Annotated in this window: 21 protein-coding genes; 9 read left to right on the top strand and 12 right to left on the bottom strand. The window is 69.7% G+C overall.

Annotated features, from left to right (window positions below):
• Window positions 1-314 precede the first annotated feature (314 nt).
• Complete coding sequence (locus tag ACWZJV_RS07220; protein WP_196873195.1) at window positions 315-1,481, top strand: flotillin family protein; 1,167 nt, start codon at window positions 315-317, stop codon at window positions 1,479-1,481.
• Window positions 1,478-2,680: an AI-2E family transporter gene (locus ACWZJV_RS07225; RefSeq protein ID WP_008362183.1), complete on the top strand. Its 1,203-nt coding sequence runs from the start codon at window positions 1,478-1,480 to the stop codon at window positions 2,678-2,680. The genes ACWZJV_RS07220 and ACWZJV_RS07225 overlap by 4 nt, the downstream gene beginning before the upstream one ends.
• A gap of 63 nt (window positions 2,681-2,743) precedes the next feature.
• On the opposite strand, the gene ACWZJV_RS07230 is transcribed toward ACWZJV_RS07225, so the two are convergent.
• Window positions 2,744-3,706: an EamA family transporter gene (locus ACWZJV_RS07230; RefSeq protein WP_196873194.1), complete on the bottom strand. Its 963-nt coding sequence runs from the start codon at window positions 3,704-3,706 to the stop codon at window positions 2,744-2,746.
• A gap of 38 nt (window positions 3,707-3,744) precedes the next feature.
• Between ACWZJV_RS07230 and ACWZJV_RS07235 the strand changes: the two genes are divergently transcribed.
• The gene (locus ACWZJV_RS07235) at window positions 3,745-4,299 is read left to right on the top strand and encodes a CGNR zinc finger domain-containing protein (RefSeq protein ID WP_008362181.1); all 555 of its coding nucleotides are present in this window, start codon (window positions 3,745-3,747) and stop codon (window positions 4,297-4,299) included.
• On the opposite strand, the gene ACWZJV_RS07240 is transcribed toward ACWZJV_RS07235, so the two are convergent.
• Entirely contained in the window at window positions 4,278-5,567 is a 1,290-nt protein-coding gene (locus ACWZJV_RS07240; RefSeq protein WP_457180773.1) for an SLC13 family permease, read from the bottom strand. The genes ACWZJV_RS07235 and ACWZJV_RS07240 overlap by 22 nt on opposite strands.
• A gap of 101 nt (window positions 5,568-5,668) precedes the next feature.
• Between ACWZJV_RS07240 and ACWZJV_RS07245 the strand changes: the two genes are divergently transcribed.
• Window positions 5,669-6,616 (top strand): sensor histidine kinase, encoded by a 948-nt coding sequence (locus tag ACWZJV_RS07245; RefSeq protein WP_457180775.1) that lies wholly within the window; start codon window positions 5,669-5,671, stop codon window positions 6,614-6,616.
• Window positions 6,613-7,275 carry a response regulator gene (locus tag ACWZJV_RS07250; RefSeq protein WP_141795508.1) on the top strand — a complete coding sequence of 221 codons (663 nt, stop codon included), beginning with the start codon at window positions 6,613-6,615 and terminating at the stop codon, window positions 7,273-7,275. Before ACWZJV_RS07245 ends, ACWZJV_RS07250 begins: the two co-directional genes overlap by 4 nt.
• A gap of 12 nt (window positions 7,276-7,287) precedes the next feature.
• On the opposite strand, the gene ACWZJV_RS07255 is transcribed toward ACWZJV_RS07250, so the two are convergent.
• From ACWZJV_RS07255 to ACWZJV_RS07270, 4 genes are read right to left on the bottom strand one after another with little or no spacing between them, the layout of a single operon-like run.
• Window positions 7,288-8,979, bottom strand: a complete 1,692-nt coding sequence (locus tag ACWZJV_RS07255) for an FAD-dependent oxidoreductase (protein WP_457180777.1) — start codon at window positions 8,977-8,979, stop codon at window positions 7,288-7,290.
• 27 nt (window positions 8,980-9,006) lie between these two features.
• On the bottom strand, window positions 9,007-9,795 hold the full coding sequence (locus ACWZJV_RS07260; RefSeq protein ID WP_457180779.1) for an alpha/beta fold hydrolase: 789 nt from the start codon (window positions 9,793-9,795) through the stop codon (window positions 9,007-9,009).
• A gap of 17 nt (window positions 9,796-9,812) precedes the next feature.
• The gene (locus ACWZJV_RS07265; protein WP_457180781.1) at window positions 9,813-10,601 is read right to left on the bottom strand and encodes a hypothetical protein; all 789 of its coding nucleotides are present in this window, start codon (window positions 10,599-10,601) and stop codon (window positions 9,813-9,815) included.
• A 60-nt stretch (window positions 10,602-10,661) separates the two neighbouring features.
• Window positions 10,662-12,440, bottom strand: coding sequence for a 3-hydroxyacyl-CoA dehydrogenase family protein (locus ACWZJV_RS07270; protein WP_008362172.1), 1,779 nt, complete (start codon window positions 12,438-12,440; stop codon window positions 10,662-10,664).
• Window positions 12,441-12,501: 61 nt separating this feature from the next.
• On the opposite strand from ACWZJV_RS07270, the gene ACWZJV_RS07275 reads away from it, so the two are divergent.
• On the top strand, window positions 12,502-13,008 hold the full coding sequence (locus ACWZJV_RS07275) for a polyketide cyclase (protein WP_457180783.1): 507 nt from the start codon (window positions 12,502-12,504) through the stop codon (window positions 13,006-13,008).
• 164 nt (window positions 13,009-13,172) lie between these two features.
• On the opposite strand, the gene ACWZJV_RS07280 is transcribed toward ACWZJV_RS07275, so the two are convergent.
• The gene (locus ACWZJV_RS07280; protein WP_457180785.1) at window positions 13,173-14,339 is read right to left on the bottom strand and encodes a 3-hydroxyacyl-CoA dehydrogenase NAD-binding domain-containing protein; all 1,167 of its coding nucleotides are present in this window, start codon (window positions 14,337-14,339) and stop codon (window positions 13,173-13,175) included.
• A gap of 88 nt (window positions 14,340-14,427) precedes the next feature.
• On the opposite strand from ACWZJV_RS07280, the gene nucS reads away from it, so the two are divergent.
• Together nucS and ACWZJV_RS07290 are read left to right on the top strand one after the other, a co-directional pair.
• Window positions 14,428-15,102, top strand: coding sequence for an endonuclease NucS (nucS, locus tag ACWZJV_RS07285; protein WP_457180787.1), 675 nt, complete (start codon window positions 14,428-14,430; stop codon window positions 15,100-15,102).
• Window positions 15,103-15,164: 62 nt separating this feature from the next.
• Window positions 15,165-15,440: a hypothetical protein gene (locus tag ACWZJV_RS07290; RefSeq protein WP_008362168.1), complete on the top strand. Its 276-nt coding sequence runs from the start codon at window positions 15,165-15,167 to the stop codon at window positions 15,438-15,440.
• A 15-nt stretch (window positions 15,441-15,455) separates the two neighbouring features.
• Here ACWZJV_RS07290 and ACWZJV_RS07295 read toward each other — a convergent pair whose 3' ends face one another.
• Window positions 15,456-17,282, bottom strand: coding sequence for a bifunctional metallophosphatase/5'-nucleotidase (locus ACWZJV_RS07295; protein ID WP_457180790.1), 1,827 nt, complete (start codon window positions 17,280-17,282; stop codon window positions 15,456-15,458).
• A gap of 114 nt (window positions 17,283-17,396) precedes the next feature.
• Window positions 17,397-18,248, bottom strand: a complete 852-nt coding sequence (locus ACWZJV_RS07300; RefSeq protein ID WP_457180792.1) for a helix-turn-helix transcriptional regulator — start codon at window positions 18,246-18,248, stop codon at window positions 17,397-17,399.
• 120 nt (window positions 18,249-18,368) lie between these two features.
• On the opposite strand from ACWZJV_RS07300, the gene ACWZJV_RS07305 reads away from it, so the two are divergent.
• The gene (locus tag ACWZJV_RS07305; RefSeq protein ID WP_457180794.1) at window positions 18,369-19,766 is read left to right on the top strand and encodes an MFS transporter; all 1,398 of its coding nucleotides are present in this window, start codon (window positions 18,369-18,371) and stop codon (window positions 19,764-19,766) included.
• Window positions 19,767-19,772: 6 nt separating this feature from the next.
• On the opposite strand, the gene ACWZJV_RS07310 is transcribed toward ACWZJV_RS07305, so the two are convergent.
• The 3 genes from ACWZJV_RS07310 to ACWZJV_RS07320 form a co-directional block, all read right to left on the bottom strand.
• Window positions 19,773-19,910 carry a hypothetical protein gene (locus tag ACWZJV_RS07310; RefSeq protein ID WP_196876577.1) on the bottom strand — a complete coding sequence of 46 codons (138 nt, stop codon included), beginning with the start codon at window positions 19,908-19,910 and terminating at the stop codon, window positions 19,773-19,775.
• Window positions 19,911-19,981: 71 nt separating this feature from the next.
• Complete coding sequence (locus tag ACWZJV_RS07315; RefSeq protein ID WP_457180796.1) at window positions 19,982-20,863, bottom strand: FAD-dependent oxidoreductase; 882 nt, start codon at window positions 20,861-20,863, stop codon at window positions 19,982-19,984.
• Window positions 20,864-20,988: 125 nt separating this feature from the next.
• The gene (locus ACWZJV_RS07320) at window positions 20,989-21,429 is read right to left on the bottom strand and encodes a DUF6069 family protein (RefSeq protein WP_457180798.1); all 441 of its coding nucleotides are present in this window, start codon (window positions 21,427-21,429) and stop codon (window positions 20,989-20,991) included.
• Window positions 21,430-21,547: the final 118 nt, after the last annotated feature.

Below are 21,547 nucleotides of genomic sequence, written 5' to 3' on the forward strand. Positions count from 1 at the left end.
CGTAGTCTCAGTAAATAGAACCGTTTGAGACTGGATTCACGGCCGGTCTCCCCTTGCGCGAGGGGCGACCGGCCGTAGTCTTGCCCTTTGGGAGCAGAGGCAGCTCGTAGACGACCTACAGTGTGAGGAATCCGCCACAAATGACGAATGAGGGACTGTCCATCTTCAACGAGGCTTCAGAGCCTCGGCAGAAGCCCGAGCAGGACTCGACCGAGACACAGGTCCTCCCCAGGGTCCCCGGCGCATCTGGTTCACCCAGCTCCGGCCACAACTCGCCACCACCGGCTCCAGGCTCGCTCCCAGCCTTCCCGGTCGTGCGTCGTGGCGGATACGACCCCGGCACCGTGAACGCGCGGGTCCAGCAGCTGCTCCAGGCCAACGGCCAGGGTCAGTCGGCCCTGCGCAACGCGCAGCGGCGCATCGCCGAGCTCGAGCGCAAGGTCAACGACCTCAAGGCAGCAGCCGCCCAGAGCAACGAGGCCCCCTCCTACGCCTCGCTCGGTGGCCGCGCCAGCGCGATGCTCCGGCTGGCCGAGGAAGAGGCCGCCGCCGTCAAGGAGTCCGCCGAGAAGGAGGCCGCGGTCATCCGCGAGGCCGCCCAGCGCGAGGCCGCCGCGACGAAGGCGTCCGCCCAGCGTGACATCGAGTCGCTGCGTACGACTCACTACAAGGAGATCGACGACCACCGCGAGAAGGTGATGTCGGAGGTCCAGCAGGCTCGCTCGATGGTGCAGGCCGAGAGCGACGAGATGCTCGCCGCCGCCAAGCGCGAGGCCGACCAGATCCGGCTCGCCGTGCAGCAGGAGGTCACCCAGCTGCGTACGTCGACCCAGCGCGAGGTCGAGAAGGCCCGTGCCGGAGCGGACCGTGAGGTCCAGGAGGCCCGGCGGATGCTCGCCGTCGAGCGCGAGCGCCTCGCCCGCGAGGCCGCCGACCACCACGACCAGGCGATGGCCGAGACCGCCCGTATCGTCGCCGAGGGCGAGACCCGCGCCGCCGACGCCGAGGAGCGCGCCCGGATCGCCGCCCAGCACGTCGCCGACCAGCGCGCCGAGCTGGCCAAGGAGTCCGAGGGGATCATCTCGCGCGCCCGCCGCGACGCCGAGGCGATCCTGTCCAAGGCTCGCGCCGAGGCCGACCACCTCGCCTCCACCGCGACCGTCGAGGCCGAGAAGGGCCTCGCGATCATCAAGGCCGAGGTCGACCGTCTCACCAAGCGCCGCGACGCCATCGCCGCTCAGCTCTCCTCGCTCACCGACCTGGTCTCCGGGTTCGGCAAGACCGAGGACCCGGCCGAGCTGGAGGCGCCGAAGCCGCGCGCCGAGGAGGAGGACATCGTCGACGGCGAGCTCGTGGTCGACGAGAGCGTCACCCTGGTCGACTCCGACGACGACCTCTCCGACGACTACGACGACTACGACGAGCCCTCGGAGAAGACCGCGATCCGCGAGCCCGAGACTGCGAAGTCCGAAAGCCGGTGAACGCGGCCGCTGCCGACCGTCCCACGGACGGTCCTGAGTCGACGTCTGCCGAAAACGGCTCGAACGAGGACCCAGCGGTCGACAGCGAGACCGCGATCGACGTCGAGGAGCCGGAGCCCGAGGAGGAGAGCGAGCGCGACAAGCGGTACGGCAAGCCCGGACCGCGGTTCGACCGCAACTCGCCCTACCTCTTCGGGCTGCTCCTCGGCTTCGGCCTGCTGACCGCGTACGCGGCAGGCAACCTCCTCACCACGATGGGGAGCGTGATCCTCCAGGTGGTGGTCTCGCTCTTCATCGCGGCAGGGATCAATCCGATGGTCGTCTTCCTGCAGAGGCGTGGCTTCGCGCGCCCGTGGGCGGTCCTGACCGTCATCCTCGGCGTGCTGGGCGCGCTCGCGCTCTTCTTCGTGGCGCTGGTGCCGGTGATCAGCGACCAGGTCGCCAAGATCTCGGCCAACGTGCCCGACTGGATCGAGGAGCTCCAGCGCAACCAGCGCATCCAGCAGCTCAACGAGGACTACCAGATCCTCGACAAGGTGCAGGAGTACGTCGCCAGCGGCGACTTCGTCAGCAGCGCCTTCGGTGGTGCGCTCGGCGTGGGCCTGGCGGTGATCAACGTGCTCGTCACGGCGTTCATCGTCATCGTCCTGACGCTCTACTTCATCGCCGCCTACGACCAGACGAAGAACGCGATCTACCGGCTTGCCCCGGCCTCGCGCCGCGACCGGGTCAGCAAGCTCGGTGACCGGGTCTTCGACGGCATCGGCGGCTATGTCTCCGGCGCCTTCATCGTCGCCCTGTGCGCCGGTCTGTCGACGCTGGTGCTGCTCTTCGTCATCGGCATGGGCGAGTACGCGGTGGCGCTGGCCTTCGTCGTCATGATCACCGACGTGATCCCGATGATCGGGGCCACCATCGGCGCGGTCATCGTCTGCGCGATCACCTTCGCGACGACCGACGTGAAGACGGGCCTCATCGCGGTCGTCTTCTACATCGCCTACCAGCAGTTCGAGAACTACGTCGTCTACCCGCGGGTCATGTCCCGCTCGGTCGACATCCCCGGCGTGGTCACCGTGATCGCGGCCCTCATCGGCGCCTCGCTGCTCGGTGTCGTCGGCGCGCTGCTGGCGATCCCGACCGCGGCGGCCATCCTGATGCTGATCCGCGAGGTCTACGTCAGAGCTCAGGACGAGCGCTAGCAGGACCCTTCGAAGCGCCGCATGCCTCAGCTGATCAGCTGAGGCATGCGGCGCTTCGGGCTGTCAGGAGGCGCTCGTCGACTGCTCGCCCTGCTGGACCGCGATGATGCCGGCCAGCACGACCAGGCCGCCGACGAGCTGGATGAGGCCGGGCGCCTCGCCGAGCAGCAGCCAGGCGAAGACGACGGCCGAGACGACCTCGAGAAGTCCGACGAAGGACGACAGGCGCGACCCGAGGGTGCGGGTGGCGGCGATGCCGGCGGCGTACGCGACCGAGCAGGTCAGCACGCCGAGGCCGATCAGCGGCCCCCACCAGGGCATCTCCAGGCCCGCCAGGACGACCGGCGTGGTCTCCATCGCGAACGGGATCGCCCCGACCAGGCAGAGCAGCGCGAGCAGGATCGTGGCACCGGTCAGGCCGAGCCAGGCCAGCGCGAGCGGCGGCAGCGTGGTGCTGGAGTGGGCGTTGAGCACGTAGTAACCGGCCAGACCGACGGCGGCCGCCGAGCCCCACAGGACACCGAGCGGGTGCACGTTCGCGCCGCTGACGAGGTCGAGGACCAGCACGAGCCCGGCGATCGCGACCAGCGCGCCCACCATCGTCAGCCGCGAGGGCCGCTCGCCGTGCCGCAGCCACATCCAGGCGACGACGAGCACGACCCCCATGTACTCGAGCAGCAGCGCCGGCCCGACCGCCATCCACTGCACCGCCGAGAAGAACGCGAACTGCGGCACCACGATCGCCAGCAGTGCGTACGCCACCACGACCCGCCAGCTCGCGGCGATGTTCCGCCACCGGCCAGCCAGCGAGCGCACCGCGAACGGGGCCAGCACGAGGGCGCCGATACCGACGCGGAAGACCAGCACGCCGCCGGTCGACCAGCCGGTGTCGAAGAGGCCGCGTCCCAGCGGCCCGGACAGGCTGAACGTGACCGCCGAGACGACCGCCAAGAGCAGTCCGGCCGCCACCAGCGGCGTCTTCGTCGTGCTCTGCGGCACCGCCTCGTCATTGGTCAAAGTCGTCATGACACATGACGATCCCAGCGACGCGGTAATGTGTCAACATGGTTTTCACCCATGACACCGAGGTAGGCCTCCAGGCGGCCGCGGCGCTGGCGAACACCCTCGCCCTCTCCCCCGGCTCGGTCGACGAGCTGAGGACCGTGGCGGCGCTCGACGAGTTCTTCGTGACGTACGACTACACGGGGCGGCACGACCGCGACCGCGCCGAGCTCGACGAGGTCCGTGCCCTGCGCATCCGGCTGCGCGATCTGCTCACCGCCGAGGGCGACGAGGCCGTGCGGCTGACCAACGCGCTGCTCGCCGAGCACCGGGCCACGCCCCAGCTCGTCCGCCACACGACGTACGACTGGCACATCCACGCCACCGAGCCCGACGCCCCGCTGGCGACGCGGATCGCCGTGGAGACCGCGATGGCGATGGTCGACGTGATCCGCGCCGATGAGCTGTCCCGGCTCTCGATCTGCGCCGACGACGGCTGCGCGGGGGTGGTCGTCGACCTCTCCCGCAACCGGTCGAAGCGCTACTGCTCGCCGACCTGCACCAACCGCAACGCGGTGGCCGCCTACCGGGAGCGTCAGGCGGCGAGCACGAAGTAGCGCAGTGCGACGTAGACCCAGGCGACGGCCAGGGTCACGATCGTCACCACGATGCCGTACCTGGTGAACTTCCAGAAGCTGATCGGATGGCCGGCCTTGGCGGCGAGGCCGAGCACGACCACGTTGGCACCCGCGGCGACCGCCGTCGTGTTGCCGCCGAGGTCCGCGCCGAAGACGAGGGCCCACCACAGCGGGCTGTCGGCCCCCGAGGACGGCGTCGCGGCCACCATCTCCTCCACGATCGGCACCATCGCCGCGGTGTAGGGGATGTTGTCGACGAACCCGCCGACGACGGCCGAGCCGATCATCAGCCCGGTGACCCCGGCGAGCTCGTTGTCGCCCATCAGGTCGGCGGCGAAGGTGCCCAGGGAGCCGATCACGCCGACCTCGACCAGGCCGCCGACCAGCACGAACAGGGCCATGAAGAAGGCCAGGGTCGACCACTCGACCTCCTCCAGGAACGCCTCGGTCCTGGTCCGGGAGACGACCACCATCGCGCCGGCGCCGAGCATGGCGACGAGCGAGGGGTCGAGGTGGAGCTCGGTGTGCAGCCCGAAGGCGAGCATCACCAGGGCCAGGACGGCCAGGCAGCGGTAGAGCAGCCCCCGGTCCGGGATCGCCGAAGCGGGCGGCTCGATGAGGCCGTCCAGGTCGACGCGGCCACGGAAGTCGTGCCGGAAGAGCACCCGGACCAGCCCGATCAGGACCACCAGCAGGATCAGGCACAGTGGCAGCGAGTGGATCAGGAAGTCGTCGAAGGTCAGGTTGGCCCGGCTGGCCACGATGATGTTGGGCGGGTCGGCGATCAGGGTCGAGGTGCCACCGACGTTGGCGGCCAGGATGAGCGAGATCAGGTAGGGCATCGGCCGCAGTCCCAGCCGCTCGCAGACCGACAGCGTCACCGGCGTGACCAGCAGCACGGTGGTCACGTTGTCGAGGATCGGCGAGAGCGCAGCGGTGACCAGGATCAGCAGCGTCGCCAGGCGCGCCGGGCGGCCACCGGACTGCTTGACCGCCCACAGCGCGAGGAACTCGAACAGGCCCGTCTGCTTGAGGACGCCGACGATCACCATCATCCCGAAGAGCAGGAAGATGACGTCCCAGTCGACCCCGGTCTCATGACTGAAGAAGGCCGACTCGGCGCTGATGATCCCGAGCGCGACCATCGCGGCGACGCCACCCAGGGCGGCGGCGACGCGGTGAACGCGCTCGGTGGCGATGAGGCCGTAGGTGATGATGAAGACGGCCACCGCTGCGTACACGATCATGCGTTGAGCTCCATGCTCTCGACTCTCCGCGACCGCCCGCCGGATCCGAATGGGTGCTGCCACCCATAAGTCCAGGCCAGAGAGCATGTCAGGGTTGGGGCATGAGCGATCTACCCCTCTACTGGCGGGTCTGCCTGACCAACTGGGCGGTGTTCTGCGTCGGCACGCTGGTCCTGGCGCTGTCCCCGGCCCGGGTCTCGGAGCGCGTCCTGGCCTCGGAGGCGGTGGTGCTGGCGGTCGGGCTGGTCCTGATGGCGACCCTCAACGCGCTCCTGCTGTTGCGCAGCCTGGCCCCGATCGACCGGGTGATCCGCACGATGGACTCGGTGGACCACCTCTCCCCCGACCAGCGCCTGACGACGCAGGGCAAGGGTGCCGGCGCCCGCCTGGTGGCCAGCTACAACGCGATGCTCGACCGGCTGGAGACCGAGCGGAGCACCAGCAACGCCAAGGCGCTCGCCGCCCAGGAGGCCGAGCGGCACCGGATCGCCCAGGAGCTCCACGACGAGGTCGGCCAGTCGCTGACCGTCGTGCTCCTGGGGCTCAAGGGTCTGGAGCGACAGGTGCCCGAGTCGGTGCGACCCGATCTGGCCGCGGTGCGCGAGTCCGCGCGCACGGGTATCGACGACGTACGCCGGGTGGCGCGGCAGCTGCGACCGGGCGTGCTCGAGGACCTCGGCCTGCACGCCGCCCTGGCTGCGCTGGCCACCGACGTCGGCGCGCTCGGCCGCACGAGCGTACGCCGCACCGTGGGGCGCGGACTGCCCGAGCTGCCCCAGGACCGCGAGCTGGTGATCTACCGGGTCGCCCAGGAGGCGCTCACCAACGTCGTCCGCCACGCCCACGCCGCCACCGCCGAGCTGTCCCTGTGCAAGGTCGGCGACAAGGTCGTCCTCACCGTGTCCGACGACGGCCGCGGCAGCACCGACCTCGTCGCCGGCGCCGGGATCAGCGGCATGCGGGAGCGGGCCCTGCTCGTCGGTGCCGACCTCCGGGTGACCAGCGCTCCCGGCCGCGGCACCACCGTCGTCCTGGAGGTGCCGCTGTGACCCCGACGCCTGCGAAGATCCGGATCCTGCTGGCCGACGACCACACCCTGGTACGCCGCGGCGTACGCCTCATCCTCGACGCCGAGCCCGACCTCGAGGTGGTCGCCGAGGCGGCCGACGGCGCCGAGGCCGTCGCCGCGCTGCGCGACGTCGAGGTCGACCTGGTGATCCTCGACGTCGCGATGCCCCGGATGACCGGGCTGCAGGCCGCTCGCAGCATCGTCCGGATGCGTACGCCACCGAAGATGCTGATGCTCTCGATGCACGACAACGAGCAGTACTTCTTCGAGGCGCTCAAGGTCGGCGCCAGCGGCTACGTCCTCAAGTCGGTCGCCGACGAGGACCTGGTCAAGGCGTGCCGCACCGCGATGAGCGGCCAGGCCTTCGTCTACCCCGGCGCGATGAGCGCGCTCGTCCGCGACTACCTCGACCGCCTCAACCGGGGCGAGAGCCTTCCACGCACGGTGCTGACGGAGCGCGAGGACGAGGTGCTCAAGCTCATCGCCGAGGGCCACTCGACCCGCGAGATCGCCCGCGAGCTGACGATCTCCTACAAGACCGTCGAGCGGCACCGCGAGAACATCCTCGCCAAGCTGGGCCTGCGCGACCGCACCCAGGTGACCCGGTACGCGATCAGGGCAGGCCTCATCGAGCCCTGAGGTCTCACCGGCTCAGGCGCCGAACTCCCGGGCGCGCAGTCGCGCCAGGTGGGCGTGCACCAGCGGGAGCACGGACGCACCCTCGCCGCTCGCGGAGGCGACCCGCTTCATCGACCCGGCGCGTACGTCGCCGACGGCGAAGACACCCGGCACCGTCGTCTCCAGGCTCGCGGGCGGGCTGCCGTCGACCCACTCCTCGCGCGGCACGTCGCGGCCGGTCAGGACGAACCCGTGCTCGTCGAGGGCCACCCCCTCCGCCAGCCACGCACAGTCGGGTTCGGCTCCGAGCAGGCAGAAGAGGCCGTCGGCGGAGGTCTTGGTGTCCTCGCCGGTGTCCAGGTTTTCCAGCAGGAGCCACTCCAGCTGGCCATCTCCCCCACCGTCGGCGACGATCGTGCGGGGCCGGACCTGGATGTTCGAGGTCGCGTCGATCTCCCGCACCAGATAGGCCGACATGGTCTCCGCGAGGTCGTGCCGCCGGACCAGGATCGTCACGGCCTTCGCGAACTTGGCGAGGTGGATGGCCGCCTGTCCGGCCGAGTTGCCGCCGCCCACCACGAAGACCTCACGGCCCTGCATCTCGCGCGCCATCGACGTCGCGGCGCCGTAGTAGACGCCCGCACCCACCAGGTCGTCCACGCCGGCGACCCCGAGCCGCCGGTAGGTCACGCCCATCGCGAGCACGACCGTTCGCGCGCAGAACTGGGCGCCGCGCACGTGCACGTGCTGGTGCTCCGGCTCGTCGGCCGGGCCGGGCTCGATCCCGGTCACCGGCCGCCCGGAGAAGAAGCGTGCCCCGAACCGGCTGGCCTGGATGCGGGATCGCTGGGCGAGACGCATCCCCGAGATGCCGCGGGGGAAGCCGAGGTAGTTGCGGATCATGGAGCTCGACCCCGCCTGGCCGCCGATCGCGTCGCGCTCGACGACGACCGTCGCCAAGCCCTCCGACGCCGCGTAGACGGCCGCAGCGAGGCCCGCCGGTCCGCCGCCCACGATGGCGACGTCGGCGATCACACCTTCGGGAATCTCGTCGAACCCGCCGTAGATGGCCTCGGCCGCCGTCGCCGCGGTCGCCCCGGAGACCACCTGGCCCCGGAACGTACGGACCAGAGGCAGCTGTGCCCCCGGGCCGGCGGCCTCGATGAGCTCCTGCGCCTCGTCATCGCCCGGTTCGAGCAGTCGGTTCGGGAAGCCCATCCGTTCGAGCAGGTCCCGGATCGCCGCCGCGTCGCGGTCGCCCGGCTCGGCGACGACATCGGTCACGGTCACCAGAGGCCTGCCCACCGACCATCCCCACTCCGAGAGGAGCTCGATCAGCGCGGTGTGGAACTCCTCGTCCCGCGGGCCGCGCGGGATGAGGACGAAGGTGTCCATCTCGCGCTCGAGCGCGGCGGCACGCAGGTCGTCGAGTGCATCGGAGAAGTCCTCCCACGAGACCAGCGCGACCCGGCGTGCCGTCGCCACGATGCCCGGGATGCGGTGCAGCAGCTCGATCGAGGTGCCCTCGTCGAGCACGTGCTCGGCGGCGACCATCGCGATCTGCGCGCCCTCGGCCACGAGCTCGCGCGTTCTGTCCAGGCCCGCGGCGAAGCCCACCACCGGCTCGATCCGGTAGTCACGGTCGTAGCGTGCCCTGAACTCCTGCTCGATGAGGTCGGCGTGCTCGCCGCCGACCAGCACGATGACGGGCCTGTCGCGCTCCATGCCGCACAGCGTAGACGCCGCGGCGGCTCAGTCGCCGAGGAACTGACGCAGGGCGGCGAGGAAGGTCTCCGGCTTCTCGGAGTGGACCCAGTGACCGGCGCCCTTGATGGTCACCTTGCGGTAGCGCGGGAACCATTCCTTCATCGCCGGCGCGTAGTCGTCGGTGACGTAGTTCGACAGCTCGCCGGCCACCCACAGCACGGGCCCGTCGTAGGGCTCGTACGCCTTCAGCTCCTCGGCCGGCCAGGCGCCGATGCGGTCGAGGTCGCGCCCGAGCACGTCCAGGTTCATCGCCCAGCGCCAGCCGTCGCCATCGCGGCGCAGGTTCTGCAGCAGGAAGCCGCGGATCGTCGGGTCCGGGACGGCCTCCTGCATCCCCGCGTCCGCCTCCTCGCGCCGGGTGATGCGGCTCAGTTCGAGCGCCTGCATCGCGTCGACGTACGTCTTGAAGGCGCCGACGCGCTCGTAGACGACCGGGGACATGTCGGCCACGACCAGCTTCGCGACCAGCTCGGGGCGGGTGATCGCGAGCAGCATCGCCACCTTGCCACCCATCGAGTGGCCGACCACGGTCGCGGGGTCGTCGGCTCCGTCATCAGCAGAGAGGAGCTCGGCGACGGCCGCGGTCACGTCGAGGTAGTCGAAGGTGTCGGGCTGCGGCGAGCGGCCGTGGTGGGGCAGGTCGACGAGCGTGACCCGATGCTTGTCCGCCAGCTGCTTCCCGAGCGTGTTCCAGTTGCGGCCCTGGCCGAAGAGTCCGTGCAGGAAGACGACGCGGCTGCCGGACTCGCCGAGCTCGAGCGTATGAAGTGTCACCGGAGGATCGTAAGGGCTCAGAAATCGAAGCCGTCGAACATGTCTCCGATGCCGTCGCCGATCCCGCCGAACATGTCCCCCATGCCCTCGCCGATCCCGCCGATCGCGTCGCCCATGCCCTCACCGATCTCACCGAAGGCGTCGAAGCCGCCGAACGCGCTGAACATCAGCCCGGCGAACATCCAGTCCATCGGCGAGAAGGCGCCGAAGTAGCCGGCGGCGTAGGGCCGGTAGGCCGGGCCACCCTGCCAGTAGGGGACCCGCTCGTTGCCGACCATCACCTTGCGGGTGTCGGGCTCGGCGCCGGCCTTGACGCGCTCGGCGTCGAGCGCGCAGGCAGGTACGTCACGAGTGGTGCCGCCCGGCGGCGCCCAGGCCACGTCCTCGACCGAGAGGCCGTGGCGGGGGTCGAAGAAGCACGGCGGGCGGCGCTTGGGCAGCGGTTCCCCGGCGACCCGCGCCTTGACGCACGCGATCGCGTAGCGACCGTCCTCGACGATCGTCGTGATCTGCTTGACGTCGTCGGGCGAGGTCATCCTGTCGACGGTGCGCTTGGCCGTCTCGTACTCGTCCAGGGCTCGCTGGTAGTCGGCGTTGGCGCCCTCGTCGAGCTCCTTGCCGGACATGTCGAGGTCGAGCTTCTGCAGCTCCTCACCGAAGGCGGTGACGTCCTCGAAGGCGAGCTGCTTGACCGGTTCGAGCTCGGCGCGCTGCTTTTCCAGCGCTCGCGCCTGCGAGCGCCTGCTGGTCACGACCACGGTCCCGATCACCGCGACGACGATGAGAAGTGCGATCAGAAGTCCCACGTCATTCAGCGTACTGCCGGGGTGGTCGGGGGCGGCACCGTCGGCGACGCCCTTGTGGAATCAGCTGTAGTCGCGGAATCCCTTGCCCGTCTTGCGGCCGAGGTAGCCGGCGGTGACCAGGTGCTCCAGCAGCGGCGCGGGCGCGAAGCCCGGCTCGCGGAACTCCAGGTAGAGCTCACGCTCGATGGCGAGCGAGACGTCGTTGCCGACCACGTCGAGCAGCTCGAACGGACCCATCGGGAGCGCACAGCCGAGCTTCATCGCGGTGTCGATGTCGTCGGCGGTGGCGTAGTGCCCCTCGAGCATCTTGACCGCGTCGTTGAGGTAGGGGAAGAGCAGCGCGTTGACGATGAAGCCGGCGCGGTCGCCGCACGAGACCGGCGACTTGCCGACCTTCGCGCACAGCGCGCGGACGGTCTCGGAGACCTCCTCGGCCGTGGTGACGGTGGAGACGACCTCGACCAGCTTCATCACCGGTGCCGGGTTGAAGAAGTGCATCCCGACGACGTCGGCCGGCCGCTTCGTCACCCTCGCCAGCTCGATGACCGGCAGGCTCGAGGTCGTGGTCGCCAGGATCGCGCCGGGCTTGCAGATGTCGTCGAGGTTCTCGAAGAGCGTGGTCTTGATGGCCAGGTCCTCGGCGATCGCCTCCACGACGATGTCGACGTCGGCCAGGTCGTCCAGCGACGTGGTGCCCGTCAGGCGGCCGAGGATCTCCGGCTTCGCCGACTCCTCGAGCTTGCCTCGACCGATCGCCTTGTCGAGGCTCTTGGTGATCCGCGCGGCGACGCCGTCGACCTTGTCCTGACTACGCCCGACGTACGTCACGTCGTAGCCGCCCTTGGCGAAGACCTCGACGATCCCGGAGGCCATCGTCCCGGTGCCGACGACGCCCACCTTCGTGATCGACCGGCGCAGCTCGTGGGTGGCGTCGGCGCTCGGGGTGAGCGCGTCCGGGACCACGACCGGCGAGTCGGCGGCCTCGTAGGTGTAGAAGCCGCGGCCCGACTTCCGCCCGAGCATCCCGGCGGTGACCATCTGCTTGAGGATCGGCGCGGGGGCGTGCAGCCGGTCGCGACCCTGGCGGTACATCGTGTCGAGGATCTCGTAGGAGGTGTCCAGGCCGATCAGGTCCAGCAGCGCCAGCGGCCCCATCGGGTAGCCGCAGCCCAGCCGCATCGCGGTGTCGATGTCCTCGCGGGTGGCGTAGTGGCCCTCGAACATCGAGACCGCGTGGTTGAGGTAGCCGAAGAGCAGCGCGTTGGCGATGAACCCGGCCCGGTCACCGCAGACCACCGGCGACTTGCCGAGCTTGCCGACGACCGCGCGGGCGTCCTCGAGCACCTCGGGCTCGGTCACCACGGTGCGTACGATCTCGACGAACTTCTGCACCGGCGCGGGGTTGAAGAAGTGCACGCCGACGACCCGCCCCGGGTGCTTGGAGGCGGTCGAGATCTCGGTCACCGAGAGCGAGGAGGTGTTGGTCGCCAGGATCGTCTCGGGAGCCACGATCTCGTCGAGGGTGGCGAGGATGGACTTCTTCAGCTCCAGCGACTCCACGACCGCCTCGACGACCATGTCGACGTCCTTGAGCGCGGTCGCATCGGTGGCGAAGGAGATCCGGCCGAGCAGCGCCTCCTGCTCCTCCTCGCTGAGCTTGCCACGCTTGACCGCACGACCCGTCGAGTGCGCCAGATGCGCCTTGCCGCGCTCGAGGCCCTCCTCGTCCCGCTCCACCCCGACGACGGTGAACCCGTTGCGGGCGAACACCTCCGCGATCCCCGCGCCCATGGTGCCCAGGCCGACGACTCCGACTGTCTCGATCGTGCGCTCGCTCATGTCGAGCATCCTGCCACGGGGTGGTGCCGGGTACGCCAGGACGCCGCTAGATTCAGGCCCCGTGACGGAACAGACCCGGGCCGCCGAGCCCGTCGAGGCCGAACGCATCGACGCCGAGCGGATCATCCCCGCCTCCCCCACCGACATCTTCGCCGTTCTGGTCGACCCTGACGGCCACGTCGCCATCGACGCCTCCGGCATGCTCCAGTCGGCGGACGGGTCCGCCGTGTCCGCGGTCGGCGACCGGTTCGTCGTCCACATGGACCGCGAGGCGCTCGGCGACTACCCGATGGGCAGGTACGACGTCACCGTGATCATCACCGGCTTCGACCCCGACCGGTCGATCGAGTGGACCATCGAAGGCACCGTCAAGCCGCCGATCGGCCACCGCTTCGGCTACGAGCTCGAGCAGCTCGACTCCGGCGACACCCGCGTCACCTCCTACTGCGACTGGTCCACCGCCCTCCCCGAGTGGAAGCCGATCTTCCCTGTCATCGACCAGAAGTCGATCCGGGCCACGCTGGGAATCCTGGAGCGAGCCGTACGCCGCGGCTACCCCCGCCCCTGACCGAGGCGTCACCCCCGCAGGCCGAGGCGTCAGACAGGCGAATCGAGCCGTCACCGGGGTGACGGCTCGATTCGCGTAGGTGACGCCTCGGCCGACGTACGTGACGCCTCGGCCGACGTACGTGACGCCTCGGCCGACGTACGTGACGCCTCGGCCGGGCTGGATCAGTAGGTGTGAAAGCCCTCGCCGGTCTTGCGACCGAGCTTGCCCTCCTGGACCTTCTGGACCAGGAGAGGCGCGGGGTCGAAGCCGGGCTCGCCGAACTCGTTGCGGAGCTCGGACTGGATGGCCAGCGAGACGTCGTTGCCGACGACGTCGAGAAGCTCGAACGGGCCCATCGGGAAGCCGGCGGTCTCCTTGATCGCGGTGTCGATCTCCTCCATCGCGACGCCGGACTCGTGCAGCTTGACGGCGTCGTTGAGGTAGGGGAACAGCAGCGCGTTGACGATGAAGCCGGAGCGGTCGCCGCAGGAGACCGGGACCTTCTTGACCGCGGTGGACAGCGCGAGCACGGTCTCGTCCACCTCGGGCGAGGTGAGGTCGGTGGTGACCACCTCGACGAGCTTCATGACCGGCGCGGGGTTGAAGAAGTGCATGCCGATGACGTCGCCGGGGCGCTCGGTGACCTTGGCGAGCTCGGTGATCGGCATCGAGCTGGTGGTCGTGGCCAGGATGGCGCCCGGCTTGGCGATCCGGTCGAGGTCCTTGAAGAGCTGGGTCTTGATCTCGAGGTCCTCGGCGATGCCCTCGACGATCAGGTCGGCCTCGGCGAGGTCCTCGCGCGAGGTGCTCCCGGTGAGCCGGCCGAGCACGGCCGCCTTGGTCGCCTCGTCCGAGCGGCCCTTGGCGATAGCCTTGTCGAGCGACTTGGTGATCCCGGCGACGACGCCGTCGAGCTTCTCCTGGGAGCGGCCGACGAAGACGACGTCATAGCCCGCCTGGGCGAAGACCTGGACGATGCCGGAGGCCATCGTGCCGGTGCCGACCACGCCGATCTTCTCGATCGTGTGGCGCAGCTCCGGAGCGCGTACGTCGTCCCGGTCCGCGCCGGTGAACGACCCGGCCTCGTCGGCGACCCGGGTGAGCAGGTCGGCCGGCTTGTGCAGGTTGTCGCCGGTCTCCTCGAAGCGGGCGAGCAGCGCGTCGCGTACGACGGAGGCGCCGATCTCGTCGACCGTGGCCAGCGGTCCCTGGGGGTAGCCGCAGCCGAAGCGCATGGCGTTGTCGATGTCGGTGGCGGTGGCGTAGCCCGACTCGAGCATGCGAATCGCGTGGTTGAGGTAGGGCAGTACGAGCACGTCGTGGATGGAACCCTGAGTCGAAACCGTCATGCGACGGAAGACTGCCAAATTTATTACCCATGAGTAACCCCTGGTGGCGTGACGCTGCTCACATGGGCCCATGCGATACGTTCTCCCGGTGAGACTCGTCGTTGCCACCTGCCAGGTCGACTACGCGGGGCGGCTCACCGCCCACCTCCCGATGGCCACCAGGGTGTTGATGCTCAAGGCCGACGGATCGGTGCTGGTCCACTCCGACGGGGGCTCCTACAAGCCCCTCAACTGGATGTCGCCGCCCTGCACCCTCTCGGAGGGCAAGTCCGACGACGGCCGCGTCGAGTGGACCGTGACCTCCAAGACCGATGACACCCTGCGGATCCTGATCGACGAGATCCACCACGAGACGTCGCATGACCTGGGCATCGACCCCGGTCTGCAGAAGGACGGCGTCGAGAAGCACCTCCAGGAGCTCCTCGCCGACCACCCGGCGACGCTGGGCGAGGGCCTGACCCTCGTACGCCGCGAGTACCCGACCGCGATCGGCCCGGTCGACCTGATGTGCCGCGACGCCGACGGGAGGTCGGTCGCCGTCGAGATCAAGCGACGCGGTGAGATCGACGGTGTCGAGCAGCTGACTCGCTATCTCGAGCTGCTCAACCGCGACCCGCTGCTGGCGCCGGTGCGCGGCATCTTCGCAGCCCAGGCCATCAAACCGCAGGCCCGCGTGCTCGCCGAGGACCGCGGCATCACCTGCGCGATCGTCGACTACGACGCGCTGCGCGGCCTCGACGATCCGACCGAGAGACTCTTCTGACCAACAGTTGGTGCACGGTCAGGCAAGTTCACGTCGGCGAAACACCATTCCATACGTTTCGCATGGAACTGCGTGACAAGATTCACGCCATGTCCATGAACTACTCGGGGCATGGCGTTGGGGGCCGCCTGTCCGTGAGCGACGTCGAGGCGATCATGATCGATCTCCTGACGATGCAGCAGATGCACACGGCAGAGTTCCATGCGATCAAGGGGCGGATGGAGCGCACCGACGCCGCGATCGACAGCGTCAACGCGCGCCTGGACAGCGTCGAGCGGCGGCTGGACGACCTGCTGATCTCGATGAGTCAGCTGCTCAACTGGATCAACCCCCGCTGACCGCCGACTCGGCGGTCAGGAGTTGACGGTGATCGGCTCGCCGCCGGAGACGAGGCGCCAGTCGACCGAGGCGAAGGCGGCCGGGTCGATGACCTGGTGGGCGGTGACCCAGTCGATGAGCAGCTGCCGGATCTCGACCTGCTGGTTGTAGACCACGGTGGCGTCGGTGACGTGCGGGAAGCCGCCGCCACCGGACTGGCGGTAGTTGTTGACCGCGAGCACGAACTCCTGCTCGTCCGTGACCGCGACGCCGCCGTAGGCCAGGCCGGTGATCCGCGAGCCCACCGGGACGGAGATGTCGATGTCGTAGGTCAGCGGCGCGTCCAGGCCGGCGATCGTGTCGAAGTTGTAGTCGGGCGTGCCGTTGGGCGCGGTGTTGGTCGGGGCGTTGGTCACCTGGTCGATCGGGAACGGGCCGGTGCCGCTGACCTGCTTGAAGTAGCGCGCGGTGAACTCGAGGTAGTCCTTGAGCTGGGCGCCGGTGATGCGCACCGCCATCAGGGTGTTGTCGTAGATGTAGAGACCGGCGACGTCGCGTACGGTCACCTCCCCCGCGGGGAAGGCCGCGGCGCGGCTGAACGGGGCCGCGATCGAGATGACCGGCAGCTCCGCGTCGGAACCGGTGAGCGCCGCCTTGACCGCGTCGGCCTGGACAAAGTTGACGAAGTCGATGATCGGTACGTCCTCCACGACCGCCCGCGCGGCCAGCATCTCCACGGCCGAGGTGCCGACGACGGAGTTGACGTAGTCGATCACCACGTCGTGCTGCTCCTGCACGGCGGCCGAGACCTCCGGGTCGGCGTCGACGGTGTTGGAGTTGAGCGTCTGCGAGGTCGCCGACTGCAGGACCCAGCGGGGCCGGCCGTGACGCTTCTCGCGGCGTACGACCAGGTCCATCACGGAGACGCGCATGCCCCAGTAGAGCGGCTCGGTCAGCAGCACCTGCTTGCCGGTCTCGGTGTTGGTGACGTAGCGCTGGGTGATCTCCCGGTGGGCGTGGCCGACGAGGATCGCGTCGACGTCCGGCACCTGCTCGGCGACCAGGGTGGAGGCGTTCTCCGGGGGCAGCTCGTCGCCGTAGGAGCTGGAGGTGTCGGCCCCGGAGTGGGCGCTGATGATGACCAGGTCGCAGCCGGCCTTCTTGAGCTCGGGCACGAAGATCTTGGCCTGCTCGACCAGCCCGGGGAACTCCATCTTCCCCTCGACGTTGGCCTTGTCCCAGATCGCGATGCCGGGGTTGGTCAGACCGAGCACACCCACCCGGAGGCGGCGGCCGCGGCCGAGGTCGTAGTCCTTGATGATGTAGGGCGGGAAGACCGGCAGCTTGGTCGACGGGTCGACCGCGTTGGCGCCGAGCATCGGGAAGTTCACCTGCTCCTCGAACTTCCGGATGGTGTCGATGCCGTAGTTGAACTCGTGGTTGCCGAGCGCCGCGGCGTCGTAGCCGACCAGGTTCATGGCCCGCGCCATGGGGTGGATCGCGCCCTCGGTGATCGGGTCGATCCGGGCGTAGTAGTAGGCCAGCGGGGTGCCCTGGATGGTGTCACCGGCGTCGATCGTGAGGATCGGCTCGCCGCGTCGCTCCTCGCGTACCGCGTCGATCAGCGTCTTGACCTTGGCGACGCCGATCTCGTTGCCGGCGCTGTTCGAGAACTCGGCGTTCTTGTAGTAGTCCCAGTTGAAGACGTTGCCGTGCAGGTCGGTGGTGCCGAGCACGGTCAGCCGGACGGTGTCCGGCTTTCCCGCGTACGCCGGCGTGGCGGTGTAGCCGGCAGCGCTCAGCGCCGCGGCGCCCGTGACAGCAGCACCGGACAGGACAGAGCGGCGGGTGGCGTGAGGCATCGGTAACGTCCTTGCACGAGTAGGTAGTCGACTGCAAAGCAATTCCTACCACCCGGGCAATGGATCAGCCGCCCAATTTCCGCACTTGTTCGAGGACCGGAACCAGCACGTCCCTCAGACCGCACGCAGCCGGTGCCGCTCGTCGTAGGCCACCAGGGCCTCCAGGCGCTCCGCGGTCGCCTGGTCACGAGGCGTGTAGACCATCATCCGGGAGCCGCCGGAGCCGACGCCGAAGCGCGTCGAGGTCAGATGAAGGTCGCCCACGGGGCTGACGAAGTCCTTGGCCGGCACCGGGGCGTCGACCACGTCATGGCGCATCCACACCTCGTCGAACTCCGGCGAGGCCTCCCGCAGTCGCTGCACCAGACCAGTCCACAGCGGGTCGTCGAGGTGCTGGGCCATCGCCGCCCGCAGAGTTCCGACCAGGTGCGCGGCCGCCGCCGGCCGGTTGCCCACGCACATGTTCTTGCAGTACGGGTCGGTGAAGAACAGCCACGCGGTGTTCCGCTCCCCCGGCTCCACGCGGTCGATGTCACCCATCATCCGGTTGTACGCCCGGTTGTATCCCATGATGTCGAAGCGGGGCGACGTCACCACGGCAGGCAGCGGGTCGAGCTGGTCCAGGACCTCCTGCCGCGGGCGGTCCACCAGCGAACCCTCCTGGGCAGGAGGCACGACGGTGACACCGGCCAGCTGGAAGAGGTGCCAACGCTCCTGGGAGTCCATCCGCAGCGTACGCGCGACCGCCTCCAGCACCTGGACCGACGCATTGATGTCGCGGCCCTGCTCGAGCCAGGTGTACCAGGTGACACCGACCCCGGCGAGCAGCGCGACCTCCTCCCGCCTCAGACCAGGCGTACGTCGCCGGCCGCCGCCGGGCAGCCCGACGTCCTCCGGGGTGATCCGTTCACGGCGCGTGCGCAGGAAGGCGGCGAGCTCTGCTCGCCCGGCGGTGCTGGTGGCCATGGCTCCTATGGTCACCCCGCGGTACGCCGATGGCCAGTGGTTAGCCAGGCACCGGTGATACCTGGATAACCAGGCACTCACCACCGGGATAGCACCACCCTCAGGGTGGAGAACATGACCATGACATCTCCTGAAGCCGTCGATGGTGCCACCGAGCCCCGCCGACTCCATCCTCTGGCGCTCGCCGCCGCGCTGTGCGCGGTCGCGGTGCCGGTCATCTCCTTCGTGTCGGTCACCGTCGCCCTCGGCGAGATCGGTGCCGAGCTGCATGCCTCACCGGGTGTCCTGCAACTGGTCGTGGCGGCGTACGGCGTCGTCTACGCCTCTCTCGTCGTCATCGGCGGACGGCTCGGGGACTCGCACGGCCGCCGTCGGATGCTGTCGATCGGGCTGGTGCTCTTCGCCGTCACCGGGCTGCTCTGCGCCGTCGCGCAGAGCTCCGAGGTGCTGGTCGGGGCCAGGCTGCTGCAAGGCGCGACCGCCGCCCTCGTCGCCCCACAGGTGCTGGCCAGCATCCATGCGAACACCGACGGCCACCACCGGGTCCGCGCGATGGCGCTCTTCGGGGCGACCGCGGGGGTGGCCTTCTCGGTCGCGTTCCTCGCCGGCGGCGTCCTCACCGACTCATCGCTCGGCTGGCGCTCCCTCTTCTGGGTGACGTCCGCGCTGGTCGCCGTCGTCATCGTCGTCGTGGTGCGCTACCTGCCGGAGTCGAAGGCCCCGGCACCGAGCCGGCTCGACATCGGAGGTGCCGCGCTGCTGGGCATCCTGATGACCCTGCTGGTCCTGCCTCTCACCGAGGGGCGTGCCCTGGGCTGGCCGGCCTGGACCTGGATCTGCCTCGCCGGCACCCCGGTGGCGGCAGCGGCGTTCGTGTGGTGGCAGGCCAGGCTCGAGCGCCGCGCGTCGATCCCGCTGGTTCCGCTCTCCCTCTTCAGGTTCCGCAGCGTCTCGGCCGGCCTGGGCACCGGACTGCCGATGTACGTCGCCTTCAGCGGCTTCACGTTCATCTTCTCGATCACCGCGGCGACCCGAGGGCTCTCGGCGGTTCAGATCGGGGCCAGCATGCTTCCCCTCGGACTGGCATTCCTGGCCACCTCGGTGGTCTCGGGACGGTTGACACCGCGCTTCGGCACCGGCGTCCTCACCTCCGGGGCTGTCCTCGGCGCGGCGGGGTTCGCCCTGGTCAGCCGTGCGATCGCCGCCCTCGAACCGGCATCAGGATTCAGCCCGGCCACGGTCGCGGTCGGCATGGTCGTCATCGGCGCCGGCTTCGGCCTGCTCTGGTCGCCGCTCATGGGAATCGCGCTGAGCCAGGTCCCGAGCCATCTCGCCGGCCTCGGCGGCGGCCTGCTGATCACCGTGATGCAGGTGGGCCTCGCGCTCGGATCCGCGCTCGTCGGCGCTCTCTACCTCGGCTGGGACGGCGACTTCGCGCGGACCGGATACGTCCTCGCGGTCGCGATGCTGGCGGTCGGCGGCCTCACTCTCACCCTGCCGCGACGGACGGCGGGCTGAGCAGGCTCAGGCGGCGAGGTGCTTCTTCTTGACCGGCTTGCCGTCGAGGGTCACCAGACGGCGCTTCTTGACCGTCATCCCCTCGGGCAGGGTGCCCTCCTTGAGCATGCGGATCGGACACCGCTTGCACCGCGACTTCGACACGCAGCACTCTGTCTTGGGAGGTTTCCTCTTCTTGCCCACGCTCGAAGGGTAACAGCAGAGTTAGGCGAGCCTTACTTCACGAGCGCCGCCACCTCGGTGGCGCAGCCCCAGCTCAGGGTCACCCCGGCGCCGCCGTGGCCGTAGCAGTGCACGACCCGCCCCTCGCGCTCCAGCCGGACCGAGGAGCGGGCCGGCCGGAGGCCGACCTTGTGGCCCCTGACCTCGACGTTCGCGATCTCCGGCATGGCGGCGGTGGCGTCGGCGAGGATCCGCTCAGCCGTACGCGGGTCGGGGCTCTGGTCCCAGGCGTGCGGCACCGACGTACCTCCGACCACGGTGTCCCCGCCGCGCGGGAAGACGTAGGAGGGAGCCTCGCCCTCGGCCTCCAGCCACTCCTCGGTGGCGCCCGGCTCGAGGATGACGATCTGGCCTTGGACCGGGTAGAGGCTGGTGTCGCCGACCAGCTCGCGCGCGCCGAGGCCGGTCGCGTTGACCACGACGTCGGCGTCCAGGCGCTCCAGGTCGTCGACCGTCCCGGTGGTGATGCTCCCGCCGGCCTCGGTGACCTGCCGCTCGAGCCACGGCAGGTAGACCGGCATCTCGGCGATCGGGACGGTGAACTCGGCGCGGTCCTCGCTGACGGCCAGGTCGGTGAGCGGCGCGGCCCACCACAGGTCGGTCCCGGGGTTGTGCTGGGTGCCGTGCACCATGCGTACGCCTGCCTCCGGCTCCTCCCGGGCCAGCCGGGCGAGCTCGAGGAAGGTCTCGGCCGCCCAGGCCGTCACCCGCTCGCGCGGCTCGGCCAGGTAGGGGAACCAGAACCCGCCGGCCACCGCCGACGTCGTTCCGTTCGTCCGCTCCCGGCCGATCACGCTCACCTCGTGGCCGGCCTCCAGCAACCGCACCGCGCACGAGAGCCCGATGACTCCGGCTCCGACAACCGTTACTCGCATGCGCGGCAGGCTACCGGGCGCCGCTGTAACACGTTGTTCGTAGTACTACTCGCCCTATCTGATAGGGCGAGTAGTACTACGAACAACGTGTTACACGATCGGTTCGGCGCGTCGTAGGGCCGACCTCAGCGCTCCTCGGCCAGGCGACGAGCCAGCACCGGGACGACGATGACGGCGGCCACGACGTGCAGGAGCATCAGGACGACCGCACTGGCGGCGTCGAAGCCGAAGGTGACGTCGGGGACGAGCGAGGCGACGGTCAGCACGACGGTGGTGACCACGAACGTACGCCGCGGGCGGCGGGCGACGCGGGCCATCACCGCGGCCATCGCGACGCCGATGAGCGAGAAGAAGGCGGTCAGCTGGGCGAAGCCGAGGATCGGGATCGGCCCCGAGGCGGTCTCGAAGCTCACCCCGGCCGCCGAGGCAGCGGCCGCGAAGGCGGTGACGACCGCGCTCGCGGCAACCGTGGCGCCGAGGCCATGGAGCCAGACCGGCTGGCGGCCGGCGGCGCGGGTCGAGCGGGCGGAGCGGGTGGTCTGCTGAGCGGTGGTGATCGTGGACATCTCGTTCTCCCGTGAGGTGGCGGGAGGCACTGTCCGCCTCCCTCTGCCCCTTCCACGAACGGCCGCTCGCAGGATCGACACGTCTCCCGAAGTTTTTTCGGGAGACGTGTCGACGGCG

The organism is Nocardioides sp. WG-D5, from assembly GCF_054031175.1.